Origin of the sequence: Pseudomonas sp. 13B_3.2_Bac1, from assembly GCF_025466205.1 — a bacterium.
Classification (GTDB): Bacteria; Pseudomonadota; Gammaproteobacteria; order Pseudomonadales; family Pseudomonadaceae; genus Aquipseudomonas; species Aquipseudomonas fluorescens_H.
In genome coordinates, this window is record NZ_JANLOG010000013.1 from 37,713 (window position 1) to 52,405 (window position 14,693).

The following is a 14,693-nucleotide window of genomic DNA, read 5'->3' on the forward strand; positions in this document are numbered from 1 at the left end:
GTGTATTGCCCCCGGCGCGGACGGCCGGGGGAAAGGATTCAGAAGTGCGGTGGCTTATTCGCCCCAAACATCTTTCAAGACGTTGACCCAGTTCTCGCCCATGATCTTGCGCACCACGCGCTCGGAATGGCCGCGCTTGAGCAGGGTTTCGGTCAGGTTCGGGAACTCGCCGACGGTGCGGATGCCCAGCGGGTTGATGATCTTGCCGAAGCTGGTCAGACGACGGGCATAGCCCTTGTCGTGGGTCAGGTATTCGAAGAAGTCCTGGCCGTGACCCTGGGTGAAGTCGGTGCCGATGCCGATGGCGTCTTCGCCGACAATGTTCATGGTGTATTCGATGGCTTCGGCGTAATCGTCGATGGTCGAATCGATGCCCTTGGCGAGGAACGGCGCGAACATGGTCACGCCGACAAAACCGCCGTGGTCAGCGATGAACTTCAGTTCAGCATCGGACTTGTTGCGCGGGTGCTCTTTCAGACCCGACGGCAGGCAGTGGGAATAGCAGACCGGTTTTTTCGATTCGAGGATGACTTCTTCGGACGTCTTGGAGCCGACGTGGGACAGGTCGCACATCACGCCGACGCGGTTCATCTCAGCGACGATTTCGCGACCGAAGCCCGACAGGCCGCCATCACGCTCGTAGCACCCGGTGCCCACCAGGTTCTGGGTGTTGTAGCACATCTGCACGATGCCGACGCCGAGCTGCTTGAACACCTCGACATAGCCGATCTGGTCTTCGAACGCGTGGGCATTCTGGAAGCCGAAGAGGATGCCGGTCTTGCCCTGTTCCTTGGCGCGACGGATGTCGGCGGTGGTGCGCACCGGCATCACCAGGTCGCTGTTTTCGCGGATCAGCTTCTGGCTGGCGGCGATATTGTTCACAGTCGCCTGAAAGCCTTCCCACACCGACACAGTGCAGTTGGCCGCCGTCAGACCGCCCTTGCGCATGTCTTCGAACAGCTCGCGGTTCCATTTGGCAATGATCAGACCGTCGATAACGATGCTGTCGGCGTGTAATTCGGCTGGGCTCATCAGGCGTCCCCTTATTGGCGATTCATGCGCCGAATCGTCTGCCGGCGCTTTGGGGCCAGCATATGCCTCGGTGCCGGGGCGACCGGGTGCAAAAACGACAGGGGAATTGCCGAAAGCGTCAATCCGCGACAAAGCGTCATCAGGCGACCCGACCAGCCACCTGTTCAAGCCCGCAAGCTTGAGCCAGAATCTGGCGCATCTTGGATACACCACTGGATTAGAGCGGCGACATCAATGAAATCGATCTTCCTGGCCTTGGCACTGATTGCGACCGGCGTACACGCCGCCGAAGACACCGACAACAACCCGTGCGACGCGGTGGAAAACGACGTCCAGACCCTGGAATGCTCGACCTACAGCCGCACCACCGCCGAAGACCTGCTCAAGGACAACTACGCCAGCCTCAACGAACGCATGCAGGCCACCTACGGCAAAAACGCCGCGCAACTGGCCGACATCACCGCAAAACTCAAAACCGCCCAGCAACAATGGCTGAAAACCCGCGACGCCGATTGCGCGGTAGAAGCGTTCCCCGCCACCGAAGGCAGCAAGGCGTTCAAGATTTCGCAGAATGACTGTGTGGCGCGGATGAGTGACGAACGGTCGGAGTTTTTGGAGTCGATTGGGCAGGAGTGATCCTGGAAGTTCGGCAACACGCCGACAAACGTTGTTGATTGGCCGACTGGGAAATATAAGTAAAGATTCGAAAATCTTATAAAAGACTTATATTTCCAACGCCATGAATCCACCTGCCGACATCCAGATCATCAAAGATGCCGAGGGCAACCCGGCCTTCGTAGTCATACCCTACGCTCAATACGTCGCACAGAAAATGCAGCCCGATCTGATCCCGCATGAGGTGGTGAGCCGCATGGTTGACGGGGCGACACCGATCCGTGCCTGGCGCGAACACCTGAACCTGACTCAGGAAGAAGTGGCGAAACGTCTGGGAATTTCCCAGCCGGCGTTCGCTCAACAGGAAACGGTAGCGAAGCCACGCAAGGCAACTCGGGAGAAAATTGCCGCAGCGTTCGGCATCACCGCCAATCAGCTTGAGTTGTAGGCTGCCCTCTTCATTCAAAGGAATTCCCATGAACATCTGCGGCATCGAAATCAAAGGCAGCGAAGCGATCATCGCCGTGGCCTCCCTTGACGGGGCAACGCTGAGCCATGTGGCGCTCAACACCAAGAAAATCGCCCTCGACGATGATGACGAGGCGGCCAACGTCAAACGCTTCGCGGCACAGGTGGCGTCGTTTGTACGCGAGCATTCGATTGACCGGATTGCGATCAAGAAGCGCAGCAAGAAGGGTGAGTTTGCCGGTGGGCCGACCACGTTCAAGATCGAGGGTGTGTTTCAGTTGCTGGACGGGTGTGAGGTGACGTTGTTGTCGCCGCAGACGATCAATGCGCAGGCCAAGAAGCACAACTTTGAGCTGCCGGGGACGCTGAACAAGTATCAGCATGAGGCTTACAAGGCGGCGTGTTCGGCGTTGGTGAAGAAGTAACCCGATCCTCCAGACACAGAAGATCAAAATGTGGGAGCGGGCTTGCTCGCGAATGCGGTGGATCAGTTGCCAAATGAATTGACTGTCACACCGCATTCGCGAGCAAGCCCGCTCCCACATTGGTTTTGTGTGCATCCATTCAGGCGTTGGCGGTACGCCGGTCTTCGCGAGGGCAGCGGGCGAACTTCGCGCGGTAGCTGCGGGTGAAATACGACGGTGATTCAAAGCCGCAGGCGATGCTGACTTCGAGCACGCTCATGTCGGTCTGGCGCAACAGCTGCCGGGCTTTCTCCAATCGCAGACGCAGATAGAAATTGCTCGGCGTGTCGTTCAGGTGCAGCCGAAACAAACGCTCCAGCTGTCGCCGCGTCACCTTGATCGATTCCGCCAGTTGCAGTGTGGTCAGCGGTGGTTCGCTGTGCTGTTCCATCTCGCCAATCACTTGCACCAGTTTCTTGTTGCTGATGCCGTAGCGCGTGGCGACTTCCATGCGCTGGTGGTCCTTGCGCGGACGAATCCGCCCCAATACAAACTGCTCGCTGACCTGAATCGCCAGTTGCGGGCCATGGGCCTGGGCGATCAGGTCGAGCATCAAATCGATGGAGGCGGTGCCGCCCGCCGAGGTGATGCGTCGGCGGTCGATCTCGAACAGCTCCTGGGTGACGCTGAGCTGTGGATAAGATTCCTTGAACGCATCAATGGCTTCCCAGTGCAGGGTCAGGCGATGACCGTCGAGCAGGCCGGCTTCGGCGAGGACGAAACTACCGGTGTCGATGGCGCCGAGGGTCACGCCTTCGTTGTCCAGCCGGCGCAGCCAGTGCTCCAGCGTTGGCGTGGCGAACTTCAGCGGTTCGAACCCGGCGACCACCAGCAGCGTCGCGCCCTTTTTCAGCGGCTCCAGCGCCGCGTCGGCGTTGACCGACATGCCGTTGCTCGCCAGCACCGCCCCGCCGTCGGCGCTGAGCACATGCCAACGGTACAGCTCGCCGCGAAAGCGGTTGGCCACCCGCAGCGGTTCGATCGCAGAGATGAAGCCGATGGCGGAGAACCCCGGCATCAGCAGAAAGTAGAAATCCTGGGACATGGGCGCACTCGGTTAGCGGGTAGCGTGGAACGTTGATACGCCGATTGTCATCAGCGTTCAAGCGCACAGGTCGCTACAGTGCAAATGCCAGTCGCCGCAGTGCGCTTTCACGGGGCCGTTGCTGCGTAACTTGGCATCACCGGCGCGCAGACGCCGGAACTCACAATAACGACCTGCCGAGGAACCCGACATGAAACGACTGATCAGCAGCTGCGTTCTTGCACTCAGCGGTACCGCTTTCTTGAGCGCCAGCGTCATGGCAGCCGAACCCGCGTCGTGCCAGAACGTACGCATGGGCGTAGTCAACTGGACCGACGTGATCGCCACCAGTGCCATGACCCAGGTGCTGCTCGATGGCCTCGGCTACAACACCAAACAAACCAGCGCCTCCCAGCAAATCATCTTCGCCGGGATTCGCGATCAGCGGCTGGACCTGTTCCTCGGTTACTGGAACCCGCTGATGACCCAGACCATCACCCCGTTCGTCGACGCCAACCAGGTCAAAGTCCTCGAAGCCCCGAGCCTGAAGGACGCCCGCGCGACCCTCGCCGTGCCGACTTATCTGGCCGACAAGGGCCTGAAAACCTTCGCCGACATCGCCAGATTCGAGAAGGAACTGGGCGGCAAGATCTACGGCATCGAACCGGGCTCGGGCGCCAACACGCAGATCAAGGCGATGATCGCCAAAAACCAGTTCGGCCTCGGCAAGTTCCAGCTGGTCGAGTCCAGCGAAGCCGGAATGCTCGCCGCCGTCGACCGCGCCGTACGCCGCAAGGAGGCCGTGGTGTTCTTCGGCTGGGCGCCGCACCCGATGAACGTCAACGTGAAAATGACTTACCTCACCGGCAGCGACGACGCCCTCGGCCCGAACGAAGGCATGGCCACGGTGTGGACCGTCACCGCGCCGAAATACGCCGAGCAATGCCCGAACGTCGGTCGCCTGCTGAGCAACCTGACGTTCACCGCCGAAGACGAGAGCCGGATGATGCAGCCACTGCTCGATCACAAGGACGCCTTCGAGTCGGCCAAGCAATGGCTCAAGGATCACCCCGAAGACAAGCAGCGCTGGCTGGAAGGTGTGACCACCTTCGACGGCAAACCGGCGGCTGAAAACCTGCAACTGACCAGCCAATAACGTACCCCGAATCAACCCTTCGCAGCCTGAAAAAGGGCTGCGAACAGACCCATCACGCCTGAAGGAAACCGCACCATGAACCACGACGTCATCATCACCTGCGCACTCACCGGTGCTGGCGACACGACCGCCAAGAGCCCGCATGTGCCGGTCACCCCGAAACAGATCGCAGCTGCCGCCGTGGAAGCCGCCAAGGCCGGTGCCACGGTTGTGCACTGCCATGTGCGCGACCCGCAGACCGGCAAGTTCAGCCGCGACGTGGCGCTGTACCGCGAAGTGATGGAGCGCATCCGCGAAGCCGACGTCGACATCATCGTCAACCTCACCGCCGGCATGGGCGGCGACCTGGAAATCGGTGCCGGCGAGCACCCGATGGAGTTCGGCCCGAACACTGATCTGGTCGGCCCGCTGACCCGCCTGGCCCACGTCGAAGAGCTGCTGCCGGAAATCTGCACCCTTGATTGCGGCACGCTGAACTTCGGCGACGGCGACACCATTTACGTCTCGACCCCGGCGCAACTGCGCGCTGGCGCCAGACGCATTACCGAGCTGGGGGTGAAGGCCGAGCTGGAGATTTTCGACACTGGTCACCTGTGGTTCGCCAAGCAGCTGATCAAGGAAGGTTTGCTCGACAACCCGTTGTTCCAACTGTGCCTGGGCATCCCGTGGGGCGCGCCGGCTGACACCACCACCATGAAAGCCATGGTCGACAACCTGCCGGCCGATGCGGTCTGGGCCGGGTTCGGCATTGGCCGGATGCAGATGCCGATGGCCGCGCAAGCGGTACTGCTCGGCGGCAACGTGCGGGTCGGGCTGGAGGACAACCTGTGGCTGGACAAGGGTGTGCTGGCAACCAATGGCCAACTGGTCGAACGCGCCAGCGAGATCCTCAGCCGCCTCGGCGCCCGCGTGCTGACCCCGGCTGAGGGCCGCAAGAAGATGGGCCTGACCCAGCGCGGCTAACCACCAGCAAAAAAATGGGGCCCTGACTGCCCCCCGATTTCACCTGTAGGAGCTGCCGAAGGCTGCGATCTTTTGATCTTGCTTCAAAAAATCAAAATCAAAAGATCGCAGCCTTCGGCAGCTCCTACAGGAAACACCTTTTTCAGGGAGTTTCTATGAGTTTTATCACCAACATCAAAACCTTCGCCGCCCTTGGCAGCGGTGTCATCGGCAGCGGCTGGGTTGCGCGCGCCCTCGCCCATGGCCTCGACGTGGTGGCCTGGGACCCGGCGCCCGGCGCTGAAGCCGCGCTGCGCAAACGTGTGGCGAATGCCTGGGGCGCGCTGGAGAAAAACGGTCTGGCGCCCGGCGCCTCGCAGGATCGCTTGCGCTTTGTCGCGACCATCGAGGAGTGCGTGCGCGACGCAGATTTCATTCAGGAAAGCGCTCCGGAACGCCTTGACCTGAAACTGGAACTGCACAGCAAAATCAGCTCGGCCGCCAAGCCCAATGCGCTGATCGGCTCCAGCACCTCGGGCCTGTTGCCGAGTGAGTTCTACGAGAGCTCGACCCACCCGGAACGCTGCGTGGTCGGCCATCCGTTCAATCCGGTTTACCTGTTGCCGCTGGTGGAAGTGGTCGGTGGCAAGCACACCGCACCGGAAGCTATACAAGCGGCAATGAAAGTCTACGAATCCCTCGGCATGCGCCCGCTGCATGTGCGCAAGGAAGTACCGGGATTCATCGCTGACCGTCTGCTCGAAGCGCTGTGGCGTGAGGCGCTGCACCTGGTCAACGACGGCGTAGCGACGACTGGCGAGATCGACGACGCGATCCGTTTTGGCGCCGGGCTGCGCTGGTCATTCATGGGCACTTTCCTGACCTACACCCTCGCCGGTGGCGATGCCGGAATGCGTCACTTCATGTCGCAGTTCGGCCCGGCGTTGCAGTTGCCGTGGACCTATCTGCCGGCACCGGAGCTGACCGACAAGTTGATTGACGATGTGGTCGATGGCACCACTGATCAGCTCGGCCGCCACAGCATTTCCGCGCTGGAGCGCTATCGTGATGACTGCCTGCTGGCGGTGCTGGAGGCTGTGAAGACCACCAAGGAGAAGCATGGAATGAGTTTCAGCGAGTAATCCTTGCTCAGCAGTTCCGGCCCCTTCGCGAGCAAGCCCGCTCCCACAGGTGAGCGCATTCCAATGTGGGAGCGGGCTTGCTCGCGAAGACGGCAGCCCAGCCACCATCAATGTTGGATCTGACACCATGCCCAGCCTCACCACCTACCAAACCCGCATCATCCCCGACTGGGTCGACTACAACGGCCACCTGCGCGACGCCTTCTACCTGCTGATCTTCAGCTACGCCACCGACGCCTTGATGGATCGCCTCGGCATGGACAGCAACAACCGCGAAGCCAGCGGTCATTCGCTGTTCACCCTCGAACTGCACCTCAATTATCTGCACGAAGTGAAGCTCGACGCCGAGGTCGAAGTGCGCACGCAGATCATCGGTCACGACAGCAAACGCCTGCACCTCTATCACAGCCTGCACCTTCCCGGTGACGACAAGGAACTGGCCGGCAACGAGCAGATGCTGCTGCACGTCGACCTCGCCGGCCCGCGTTCGGCGCCTTTCACTACGGACACCCTGAGCCGCCTGCAAGCCATCATCGCCGAGCAGTCCGATCTACCCGCCCCCGCCTATGTCGGTCGCATCATCGCTTTGCCACCGGCACGGTAAGCATGCGGCACGCAAAAAAAGCCCCGATACAAGCCGTGACAGGATCGGGGCAGAGGGTACTGTTGAGGAGCTGCCAGTCGAGGGTGACCAAACCGTCGTGTAGCGAGCTGAGGCCAGTGTGCCCACTCCCCTGGGCGGTCAGTTAGCCGAAAACGACCTGTTCATAGCCGTCGCAGCCACTGCGACAAATCGCCCTTGCCGTCACTTCCCGTGCCTACCAGAATCGAGCCACGACCTCCGTTACCGAAGAAGGATGCGCGCCATGATGTACGCCGATTTGATCGATCAGGAAGACCTGTTGGGCCAGCTCAAGGCATTGGGGTTTCAGGTGCCGAGCGGCTCAACCGCCGAGCAGGCCTGTGAGTGCGCGGTGCGCGGTCTGGATAATGTTCGCGCGTTTGAACTGCGCAAGATGGTCAAGGACATGTACACCAGCGGCGCCAGTATCCAGCCAGCGGTGCGTCAGGCGATCGACAAGCAGTTGTTGCCGGCATTGGCGCAATACCAACAGACCCGCAGCGCCTGACGAGCAACTGTGGCGAGGGAGCTTGCTCCCGCTGGGCCGCGAAGCGGCCCCAAACCGGCAGATGCACTATTCCAGATAAATCGCATTCGCAGATTTTACGAGCGCTTCGCGCTCGAGCGGGAGCAAGCTCCCTCGCCACAAAAACTGTCCGGTCTACAGCCTTACGCTGGCAAACGTCGACTCATTACGCGCCTGACTCAACGCCGACAGCGGCCCCGACAGCGGCGACATCACGATTGCCTGCGGCAGTGGCATCATCGCCACTTGCTGGGTGGTGTTGGAGCCTACGCGTTCGTCACGCGGTGGAATGCCGAAGTATTCGCGATAGCACTTGGAGAAGTGCGGGGTCGAGACGAAACCACACACCGACGCCACTTCGATGATCGACATCGGCGTCTGCTTCAGCAGTTGCCGCGCACGGATCAGGCGCAGCTTGAGGTAGTAGCGCGACGGCGAGCAATGCAGGTATTTCTGGAACAGGCGCTCCAGCTGTCGACGCGACACGGCGACGTACACCGCCAGTTCGTCGAGGTCGATCGGCTCTTCCAGATTGGCTTCCATCAGCGCGACGATTTCCTGCAGCTTCGGCTGGTTGGTACCGAGCATGTGCTTGAGCGGCACACGCTGGTGATCCTGCTCGTTGCGGATACGCTCGTAGACAAACATTTCCGAGATCGCAGCAGACAGTTCACGACCGTGATCGCGGCTGATCAGGTGCAGCATCATGTCAAGCGGCGCGGTGCCGCCGGAGCTGGTGAAACGGTTACGGTCGAGGGTGAACAGACGAGTGCTCATCGCCACGCGGGGGAAAGCTTCCTGCATCGCCGCCAGACATTCCCAGTGCACGCTGCAATCGAAACCGTCGAGCAGACCGGCGCAAGCCAAAGCCCAGCTGCCGGTGCACACGGCGCCGAGACGTTTCGATTGACGGGCCTGGCTCTGCAACCAGGACACGTGTTCACGGGTCACGGTGCGTTGAATGCCAATGCCGCCGCAGACGATCACGGTGTCCAGGGGCGGGGCTTTGTGCATGGAGGCATCGGGGGTGATTTGCAGACCGTCACTGGCCCACACCTGGCCGCCATCGACCGTCAGGGTGCTCCAGCGATACAGCTCACGACCGGACAATTGGTTGGCCATGCGTAGCGGTTCTACCGCAGAGGCCAGGGAAATCAGCGTGAAATTGTCCAGCAGCAGAAAGCCGATGGATTGAGGCGCACGGTTCTGGGGTTGGGCCCCGGAGTTGAACGACGTCATCGCGGTATCTCCTCACACAAAGCGGGTGATGGCCTCAGGCGGAGGCTCTTGTTATTGCCAGCGTTCTCGCGTGGGAGACGGGCTTTGTTATGACAGAGCAATTGCCATGCCTAAAATTGAATGGCTGTTCAATAACTCCTGAAAACGACGTCGCGACGTGTCTATTCAAGACGTCCGACGAAAGGTATTTCGAAGTGCCATCAGCGGCGTTGAAAGCCCTGCCCCGCTGCCTGTGAGCAGATCGGTAGCACTTGTGGGAACAGGCTTGCGCGGGGTTGTTTCAGAGTGTCACCGCAGGCACGGGTGACGGACGGTAGGGGGTGCGAATGGCGCACTGTGGGTGGGAAACACTCTTATCTGATTGCGACGCGCCAAAAGGTGGCGTGATTTGATTAGCGTGTGCACTTGGTGAGCAGTTTTGACTGGTCTGGCCCCTTCGCGAGCAAGCCCGCTCCCACATTGGAACCGGGTGTTCACAAATTCTGTGTTCACTGTAGATCCACTGTGGGAGCGGGCTTGCTCGCGAAGAATTCCACTCGGTATTGCTGATTCAGCACTCAACCGCACTGACCGCCAACCCACCACGTGACGTCTCCTTATATTTGTCATGCATATCCGCGCCGGTATCACGCATGGTGCGGATCACCCGGTCAAGCGAGATGAAGTGCTGACCATCCCCGCGCAAGGCCATCTGCGCCGCGTTGATCGCCTTCACCGCGGCAATCGCGTTGCGCTCGATGCACGGCACCTGCACCAGTCCACCCACCGGATCGCAGGTCAATCCGAGGTTATGTTCCAAGCCGATTTCCGCCGCGTTGCACAATTGCTCCGGCGTCGCGCCGAGAATCTCCGCCAGCCCCGCCGCCGCCATCGCACAGGCCGAACCGACCTCACCCTGGCAGCCGACTTCGGCACCGGAGATCGAAGCGTTCTTCTTGCACAGAATGCCCACCGCCGCCGCCCCCAGAAAGTAGTCGACCACGTTGGCGTCGGTGACCGCTTCGCTGAACTTCATGAAGTAGTGCAACACCGCCGGGATAATCCCCGCCGCGCCATTGGTCGGTGCGGTGACCATGCGCCCACCCGCCGCGTTTTCTTCGTTGACCGCGAGGGCAAACAGGTTGACCCACTCCATGGCACTGAGGGTCGAGCCGATCACGTTGGGTTTGTTCAATTCCTGCAGGCTGCGATGCAGCTTGGCAGCACGGCGCCGCACATTGAGGCCGCCGGGGAGGATGCCTTCGTGCTTGAGGCCCTGCTCGACGCAATCCTGCATCGCCCGCCACAACTTCATCAGCCCGGCACGGATTTCCTCTTCGCTGCGCCAGACCTTTTCGTTGGCCATCATCAATTCGGCGACGCGCAGGTTGTTCTGTTTGCACAGCTCCAGCAGCTCCACCGCGCTGGAAAAGTCATAGGGCAATTCGGTGCGATCCAGATCGACCACGCCACTGGATGCCTGCGCTTGATCCACGACAAAACCGCCACCGACCGAATAGTAGGTGTCACGATGAATCTCGCCGTGATCGCCTTCGGCAATCAGGGTCATGGCGTTGGGGTGGAACGGCAGGTTCTCGTCGATCAGACGCATGTCGCGGGCCCAGACAAACGGCACCGACAAGCGCCCATCCAGCAGAAGTGTGTGGGTTTCACGCAGCGCCTGAATCCGCGGGCCGATCTGCGACGGGTCGATTGCGTCCGGCCACTCGCCCATCAGGCCCATGATCACCGCGTTGTCGCTGCCGTGCCCGATACCGGTGGCCGACAGCGAACCGAACAGTTGCACTTCTATACGTCGTACCTGCTCCAGCAGGAATTTGTCGCGCAACGACTCGACAAACAGGGCGGCGGCGCGCATCGGCCCGACGGTGTGAGAACTGGACGGGCCAATGCCGATCTTGAACAGGTCGAAAACGCTGATAGCCATTGCTGCAGAGCTCCTGAGGATGCCGTTCCCGGGCATTAAGCGCCCGCTGGCGGAGCTGCTACGCTCAAGCTGCGATCCGCCGGAATGCCCGCATCATCAGGCTTTTGCCGGGTCGCTCGGCGTCTGACACCGACGCACTCATGCCCACCAACGCCGTGCCGGTTTTCTCCCGTGTTTTCGCCGTTTTTATGCGGTTCAGATGGCCAGACGGAGCAGAAAAAAGCTGTAAACGACGTCACTGACACTGGATGCGACCATCCCTGTACTGGATACGACCCACCCTGTAGGCGTCAGATTTTCACTGGTACATGATCGTTATGACTCGATTGCAAGGCGCCGTGGTAGAGCTGTCTCCAGAACGCCATCCAACCGCAACCTATAAGTGCGGTGGTCCAGTCGGAACACTGCCAAAAAAAACACCAAGGAGTCCATCCATGAAAGGTTCCCCGTCGTTGTTGTTGGCCGCCATGCTGAGTCTGCCGTTACTGGCTCAAGCTGCAGAACCCGCTCAGTGCAGTACCGTGAACTTCTCCGATGTCGGCTGGACCGACATCACCGCCACCACCGCCACCACCTCGGTGGTGCTCGATGCGCTCGGCTACAAGACCAAGACCACCATGATTTCCGTGCCCGTGACCTACAAGTCGCTGGCCGACGGCAAGAACATGGACGTGTTCCTCGGTAACTGGATGCCGACCATGGAAAACGACATCAAGGCCTACCGTGACGCCGGCACCGTGGAAACCGTGCGCACCAACCTCAAGGGCGCCAAGTACACCCTCGCCGTGCCGCAGGCGCTGTATGACAAAGGGCTGCATGACTTCGCCGACATCGCCAAATTCAAGAAAGAGCTCGATGGCAAGATCTACGGCATCGAGCCTGGCAACGACGGCAACCGCCTGATCCAGAGCATGATCGACAAAGACGCCTTCGGCTTGAAAACCGCCGGCTTCAAGGTCGTCGAGTCGTCCGAAGCGGGCATGCTCTCGCAGGTCGATCGTGCGCAGAAACGCGACACCGCCGTGGTCTTCCTCGGCTGGGCGCCGCACCCAATGAACAAGCGCTTCAAGATTCAATACCTGACCGGCGGCGATGACTTTTTCGGCCCCGATTTCGGTGCTGCCACCGTGGCGACCAACACTCGCAAGGGCTACAGCACCGAATGCAGCAACGTCGGTCAGTTGCTGAAAAACCTGGAGTTCACCGTCGACATGGAAAGCGAGCTGATGGGCAACATCCTCGACGACAAGATGAAGCCTGACGCGGCCGCCAAGGCCTGGCTGAAAAAGAATCCACAGGTGCTCGATACCTGGCTCGCTGGCGTGACCACCATTGACGGTAAACCAGGCCTGGAGGCCGTGAAAGCCAAGCTCGCACAGTAATTGCCTTACGCCGGGCGAGTTCGCTCGCCCGGGCTGTTTATTCCTTGCATGCGGACGTTCACTACCATGCTGATTGATCAGAAAATCCCTTTAGGCCAGTACATCGCGGGCTTCGTTGAATGGTTGACGCAACACGGCGCCAGCACCTTCGACGCAATCGCCGTGACACTGGAAACGATGATCCACGGCGTGACGTTTGCGCTGACCTGGTTCAATCCTTTTGTGTTGATCGGCCTCATTGCCCTGCTCGCACATTTCATCCAGCGCAAATGGGGGCTGACTGTTTTTGTGATTGCCTCGTTCCTGCTGATCCTCAACCTGGGGTACTGGCAGGAAACCATGGAAACCCTCGCCCAGGTCATGTTCGCGACCCTGGTCTGCGTGGTCATCGGCGTGCCGTTGGGCATCGTCGCCGCGCACAAGCCGATGTTCTACACATTAATGCGTCCGGTACTCGATCTGATGCAGACCGTACCGACCTTCGTTTACCTCATTCCTACCCTGACCCTCTTCGGGCTGGGTGTGGTGCCGGGCCTGATCTCCACGGTGGTGTTCGCCATCGCTGCGCCGATCCGCCTGACCTACCTGGGCATCCGCGATGTCCCGCAAGAACTGATGGACGCCGGCAAGGCCTTCGGCTGCTCGCGTCGCCAATTGCTCTCACGGATCGAACTGCCTCACGCCATGCCGAGCATCGCTGCCGGCATCACCCAGTGCATCATGCTGTCGCTGTCGATGGTGGTGATCGCGGCACTGGTGGGCGCCGACGGACTCGGCAAACCGGTGGTCAACGCACTGAACACTGCTGATATCGCCCTGGGCTTCGAAGCGGGCCTGGCGATCGTACTGCTGGCGATCATGCTCGACCGTATCTGCAAACAACCCGACGCCAAAGTAGGGGGTGACGCATGAGCATAATTCGCTTCGAAGACGTCGACGTAATCTTCTCCAAGGATCCACGCGAGGCGCTCAAGCTGCTGGATCAGGGCATGACGCGTAACGAGATCCTGAAAAAGACCGGACAGATCGTCGGTGTGGAAAAAGCCACGCTGGATATCAACAAGGGCGAGATCTGCGTGCTGATGGGCCTGTCCGGCTCCGGCAAGTCGAGCCTGCTGCGCTGCATCAACGGCCTCAACACCGTGAGCCGCGGCAAGCTGTTCGTCGAGCACGAAGGCAAGCAGATCGACATCGCCTCCTGCACCCCGGCCGAACTGAAGATGATGCGCACCAAACGCATCGCCATGGTGTTCCAGAAGTTCGCCCTGATGCCATGGCTGACCGTGCGCGAGAACATCAGCTTCGGTCTGGAAATGCAGGGTCGCCCGGAGAAGGAACGGCGCAAGCTGGTGGACGACAAGCTCGAACTGGTCGGCCTGACTCAATGGCGCAACAAGAAGCCCGATGAACTCTCCGGCGGCATGCAGCAGCGTGTCGGCCTGGCCCGGGCGCTGGCGATGGACGCCGATATTCTGCTGATGGACGAACCGTTCTCGGCACTCGACCCGCTGATCCGTCAGGGCCTGCAGGACGAACTGCTGGAGCTGCAACGCAAGCTGAGCAAGACCATCGTGTTTGTCAGTCACGACCTCGACGAGGCGCTCAAACTGGGCAGCCGCATCGCGATCATGAAGGACGGCCGGATCATCCAGTACAGCGTGCCGGAAGAGATCGTGCTCAATCCGGCGGACGACTATGTGCGCACCTTCGTGGCCCACACCAATCCGCTCAACGTCCTGTGTGGCCGCAGCCTGATGCGCACGCTGGACAACTGCAAACGCATCAACGGTTCGGTGTGCCTCGACCCGGGTGGCGATTCGTGGCTGGATCTGGCCGAAGGCAACACCATCAAAGGCGCGCGGCAGAACGGTTCGGTGCTGAACCTGCAGAACTGGGCACCGGGGCAAGCGGTGGAAGCGCTGGAGCGCAAGCCGACACTGGTGGATTCGAATATCGGCATGCGCGATGCGCTGCAGATTCGTTATCAGACCGGCAACAAACTGGTGCTGCACGACAACAATCATGTGGTGGGGATTCTTGGCGACAGCGAGCTGTATCACGCGCTGCTGGGCAAGAACCTAGGGTAAGAACCCCGCAGACACAAAAACGCCGCGAGAGGATCGCGGCGTTTTTGTTTATCGGAATACAGGGCGT

15 protein-coding genes are annotated in these 14,693 nt (G+C 60.5%); 11 read left to right on the plus strand and 4 right to left on the minus strand.

Annotated elements, in window-relative coordinates; all coding sequences use genetic code 11:
- Positions 1 to 54: 54 nt before the first annotated feature.
- The gene (locus tag NTD85_RS02230; protein ID WP_007962626.1) at positions 55 to 1,032 is read right to left on the minus strand and encodes a dipeptidase; all 978 of its coding nucleotides are present in this window, start codon (positions 1,030 to 1,032) and stop codon (positions 55 to 57) included.
- A gap of 234 nt (positions 1,033 to 1,266) precedes the next feature.
- Between NTD85_RS02230 and NTD85_RS02235 the strand changes: the two genes are divergently transcribed.
- The 3 genes from NTD85_RS02235 to NTD85_RS02245 all read left to right on the plus strand — a co-directional run bounded on the left by NTD85_RS02235 (position 1,267) and on the right by NTD85_RS02245 (position 2,540).
- Positions 1,267 to 1,668 (plus strand): lysozyme inhibitor LprI family protein, encoded by a 402-nt coding sequence (locus tag NTD85_RS02235; protein ID WP_262141318.1) that lies wholly within the window; start codon positions 1,267 to 1,269, stop codon positions 1,666 to 1,668.
- Positions 1,669 to 1,771: 103 nt separating this feature from the next.
- Positions 1,772 to 2,095 (plus strand): helix-turn-helix domain-containing protein, encoded by a 324-nt coding sequence (locus tag NTD85_RS02240; protein ID WP_262141319.1) that lies wholly within the window; start codon positions 1,772 to 1,774, stop codon positions 2,093 to 2,095.
- 28 nt (positions 2,096 to 2,123) lie between these two features.
- On the plus strand, positions 2,124 to 2,540 hold the full coding sequence (locus NTD85_RS02245; RefSeq protein WP_064589572.1) for a DUF3010 family protein: 417 nt from the start codon (positions 2,124 to 2,126) through the stop codon (positions 2,538 to 2,540).
- A gap of 139 nt (positions 2,541 to 2,679) precedes the next feature.
- Here NTD85_RS02245 and NTD85_RS02250 read toward each other — a convergent pair whose 3' ends face one another.
- Positions 2,680 to 3,624 (minus strand): GlxA family transcriptional regulator, encoded by a 945-nt coding sequence (locus NTD85_RS02250; protein WP_166495372.1) that lies wholly within the window; start codon positions 3,622 to 3,624, stop codon positions 2,680 to 2,682.
- A 190-nt stretch (positions 3,625 to 3,814) separates the two neighbouring features.
- Between NTD85_RS02250 and NTD85_RS02255 the strand changes: the two genes are divergently transcribed.
- The 5 genes from NTD85_RS02255 to NTD85_RS02275 all read left to right on the plus strand — a co-directional run bounded on the left by NTD85_RS02255 (position 3,815) and on the right by NTD85_RS02275 (position 7,973).
- Entirely contained in the window at positions 3,815 to 4,759 is a 945-nt protein-coding gene (locus NTD85_RS02255; protein ID WP_262141320.1) for a choline ABC transporter substrate-binding protein, read from the plus strand.
- A gap of 75 nt (positions 4,760 to 4,834) precedes the next feature.
- The gene (locus NTD85_RS02260; RefSeq protein ID WP_103484867.1) at positions 4,835 to 5,722 is read left to right on the plus strand and encodes a 3-keto-5-aminohexanoate cleavage protein; all 888 of its coding nucleotides are present in this window, start codon (positions 4,835 to 4,837) and stop codon (positions 5,720 to 5,722) included.
- 155 nt (positions 5,723 to 5,877) lie between these two features.
- Positions 5,878 to 6,843, plus strand: coding sequence for an L-carnitine dehydrogenase (locus NTD85_RS02265; RefSeq protein ID WP_262141321.1), 966 nt, complete (start codon positions 5,878 to 5,880; stop codon positions 6,841 to 6,843).
- Between the two features lie 127 nt (positions 6,844 to 6,970).
- Complete coding sequence (locus NTD85_RS02270) at positions 6,971 to 7,447, plus strand: thioesterase family protein (protein WP_201136385.1); 477 nt, start codon at positions 6,971 to 6,973, stop codon at positions 7,445 to 7,447.
- A gap of 262 nt (positions 7,448 to 7,709) precedes the next feature.
- A complete protein-coding gene (locus tag NTD85_RS02275; RefSeq protein ID WP_262141322.1) occupies positions 7,710 to 7,973 on the plus strand; it encodes a hypothetical protein in 264 nt (87 codons plus the stop codon).
- 153 nt (positions 7,974 to 8,126) lie between these two features.
- On the opposite strand, the gene NTD85_RS02280 is transcribed toward NTD85_RS02275, so the two are convergent.
- Together NTD85_RS02280 and NTD85_RS02285 are read right to left on the minus strand one after the other, a co-directional pair.
- The gene (locus tag NTD85_RS02280; RefSeq protein ID WP_103484870.1) at positions 8,127 to 9,230 is read right to left on the minus strand and encodes a GlxA family transcriptional regulator; all 1,104 of its coding nucleotides are present in this window, start codon (positions 9,228 to 9,230) and stop codon (positions 8,127 to 8,129) included.
- Positions 9,231 to 9,780: 550 nt separating this feature from the next.
- Positions 9,781 to 11,157: an L-serine ammonia-lyase gene (locus NTD85_RS02285; protein ID WP_003228991.1), complete on the minus strand. Its 1,377-nt coding sequence runs from the start codon at positions 11,155 to 11,157 to the stop codon at positions 9,781 to 9,783.
- Between the two features lie 434 nt (positions 11,158 to 11,591).
- Here NTD85_RS02285 and NTD85_RS02290 point away from each other — a divergent pair, with 434 nt between their 5' ends.
- From NTD85_RS02290 to choV, 3 genes are all read left to right on the plus strand, one after another.
- Positions 11,592 to 12,539 (plus strand): choline ABC transporter substrate-binding protein, encoded by a 948-nt coding sequence (locus tag NTD85_RS02290; protein ID WP_003228992.1) that lies wholly within the window; start codon positions 11,592 to 11,594, stop codon positions 12,537 to 12,539.
- A 66-nt stretch (positions 12,540 to 12,605) separates the two neighbouring features.
- Positions 12,606 to 13,451: a choline ABC transporter permease subunit gene (gene choW / locus NTD85_RS02295; protein ID WP_007962645.1), complete on the plus strand. Its 846-nt coding sequence runs from the start codon at positions 12,606 to 12,608 to the stop codon at positions 13,449 to 13,451.
- On the plus strand, positions 13,448 to 14,626 hold the full coding sequence (gene choV / locus NTD85_RS02300) for a choline ABC transporter ATP-binding protein (RefSeq protein WP_003228994.1): 1,179 nt from the start codon (positions 13,448 to 13,450) through the stop codon (positions 14,624 to 14,626). The genes choW and choV overlap by 4 nt, the downstream gene beginning before the upstream one ends.
- Positions 14,627 to 14,693 lie beyond the last annotated feature (67 nt).

What these genes read in the sequence shown, in the direction of transcription:
- NTD85_RS02260 (WP_103484867.1), top strand. Translation starts at nt 4,835, where the DNA reads ATGAACCACGACGTCATCATCACCTGCGCACTCACCGGTGCTGGCGAC.
- choW (WP_007962645.1), top strand. Translation starts at nt 12,606, where the DNA reads ATGCTGATTGATCAGAAAATCCCTTTAGGCCAGTACATCGCGGGCTTC.
- NTD85_RS02235 (WP_262141318.1), top strand. Translation starts at nt 1,267, where the DNA reads ATGAAATCGATCTTCCTGGCCTTGGCACTGATTGCGACCGGCGTACAC.
- NTD85_RS02230 (WP_007962626.1), bottom strand. Translation starts at nt 1,032, where the DNA reads ATGAGCCCAGCCGAATTACACGCCGACAGCATCGTTATCGACGGTCTG.
- NTD85_RS02245 (WP_064589572.1), top strand. Translation starts at nt 2,124, where the DNA reads ATGAACATCTGCGGCATCGAAATCAAAGGCAGCGAAGCGATCATCGCC.
- NTD85_RS02270 (WP_201136385.1), top strand. Translation starts at nt 6,971, where the DNA reads ATGCCCAGCCTCACCACCTACCAAACCCGCATCATCCCCGACTGGGTC.
- NTD85_RS02240 (WP_262141319.1), top strand. Translation starts at nt 1,772, where the DNA reads ATGAATCCACCTGCCGACATCCAGATCATCAAAGATGCCGAGGGCAAC.
- choV (WP_003228994.1), top strand. Translation starts at nt 13,448, where the DNA reads ATGAGCATAATTCGCTTCGAAGACGTCGACGTAATCTTCTCCAAGGAT.
- NTD85_RS02275 (WP_262141322.1), top strand. Translation starts at nt 7,710, where the DNA reads ATGATGTACGCCGATTTGATCGATCAGGAAGACCTGTTGGGCCAGCTC.
- NTD85_RS02255 (WP_262141320.1), top strand. Translation starts at nt 3,815, where the DNA reads ATGAAACGACTGATCAGCAGCTGCGTTCTTGCACTCAGCGGTACCGCT.
- NTD85_RS02290 (WP_003228992.1), top strand. Translation starts at nt 11,592, where the DNA reads ATGAAAGGTTCCCCGTCGTTGTTGTTGGCCGCCATGCTGAGTCTGCCG.
- NTD85_RS02265 (WP_262141321.1), top strand. Translation starts at nt 5,878, where the DNA reads ATGAGTTTTATCACCAACATCAAAACCTTCGCCGCCCTTGGCAGCGGT.
- NTD85_RS02280 (WP_103484870.1), bottom strand. Translation starts at nt 9,230, where the DNA reads ATGACGTCGTTCAACTCCGGGGCCCAACCCCAGAACCGTGCGCCTCAA.
- NTD85_RS02250 (WP_166495372.1), bottom strand. Translation starts at nt 3,624, where the DNA reads ATGTCCCAGGATTTCTACTTTCTGCTGATGCCGGGGTTCTCCGCCATC.
- NTD85_RS02285 (WP_003228991.1), bottom strand. Translation starts at nt 11,157, where the DNA reads ATGGCTATCAGCGTTTTCGACCTGTTCAAGATCGGCATTGGCCCGTCC.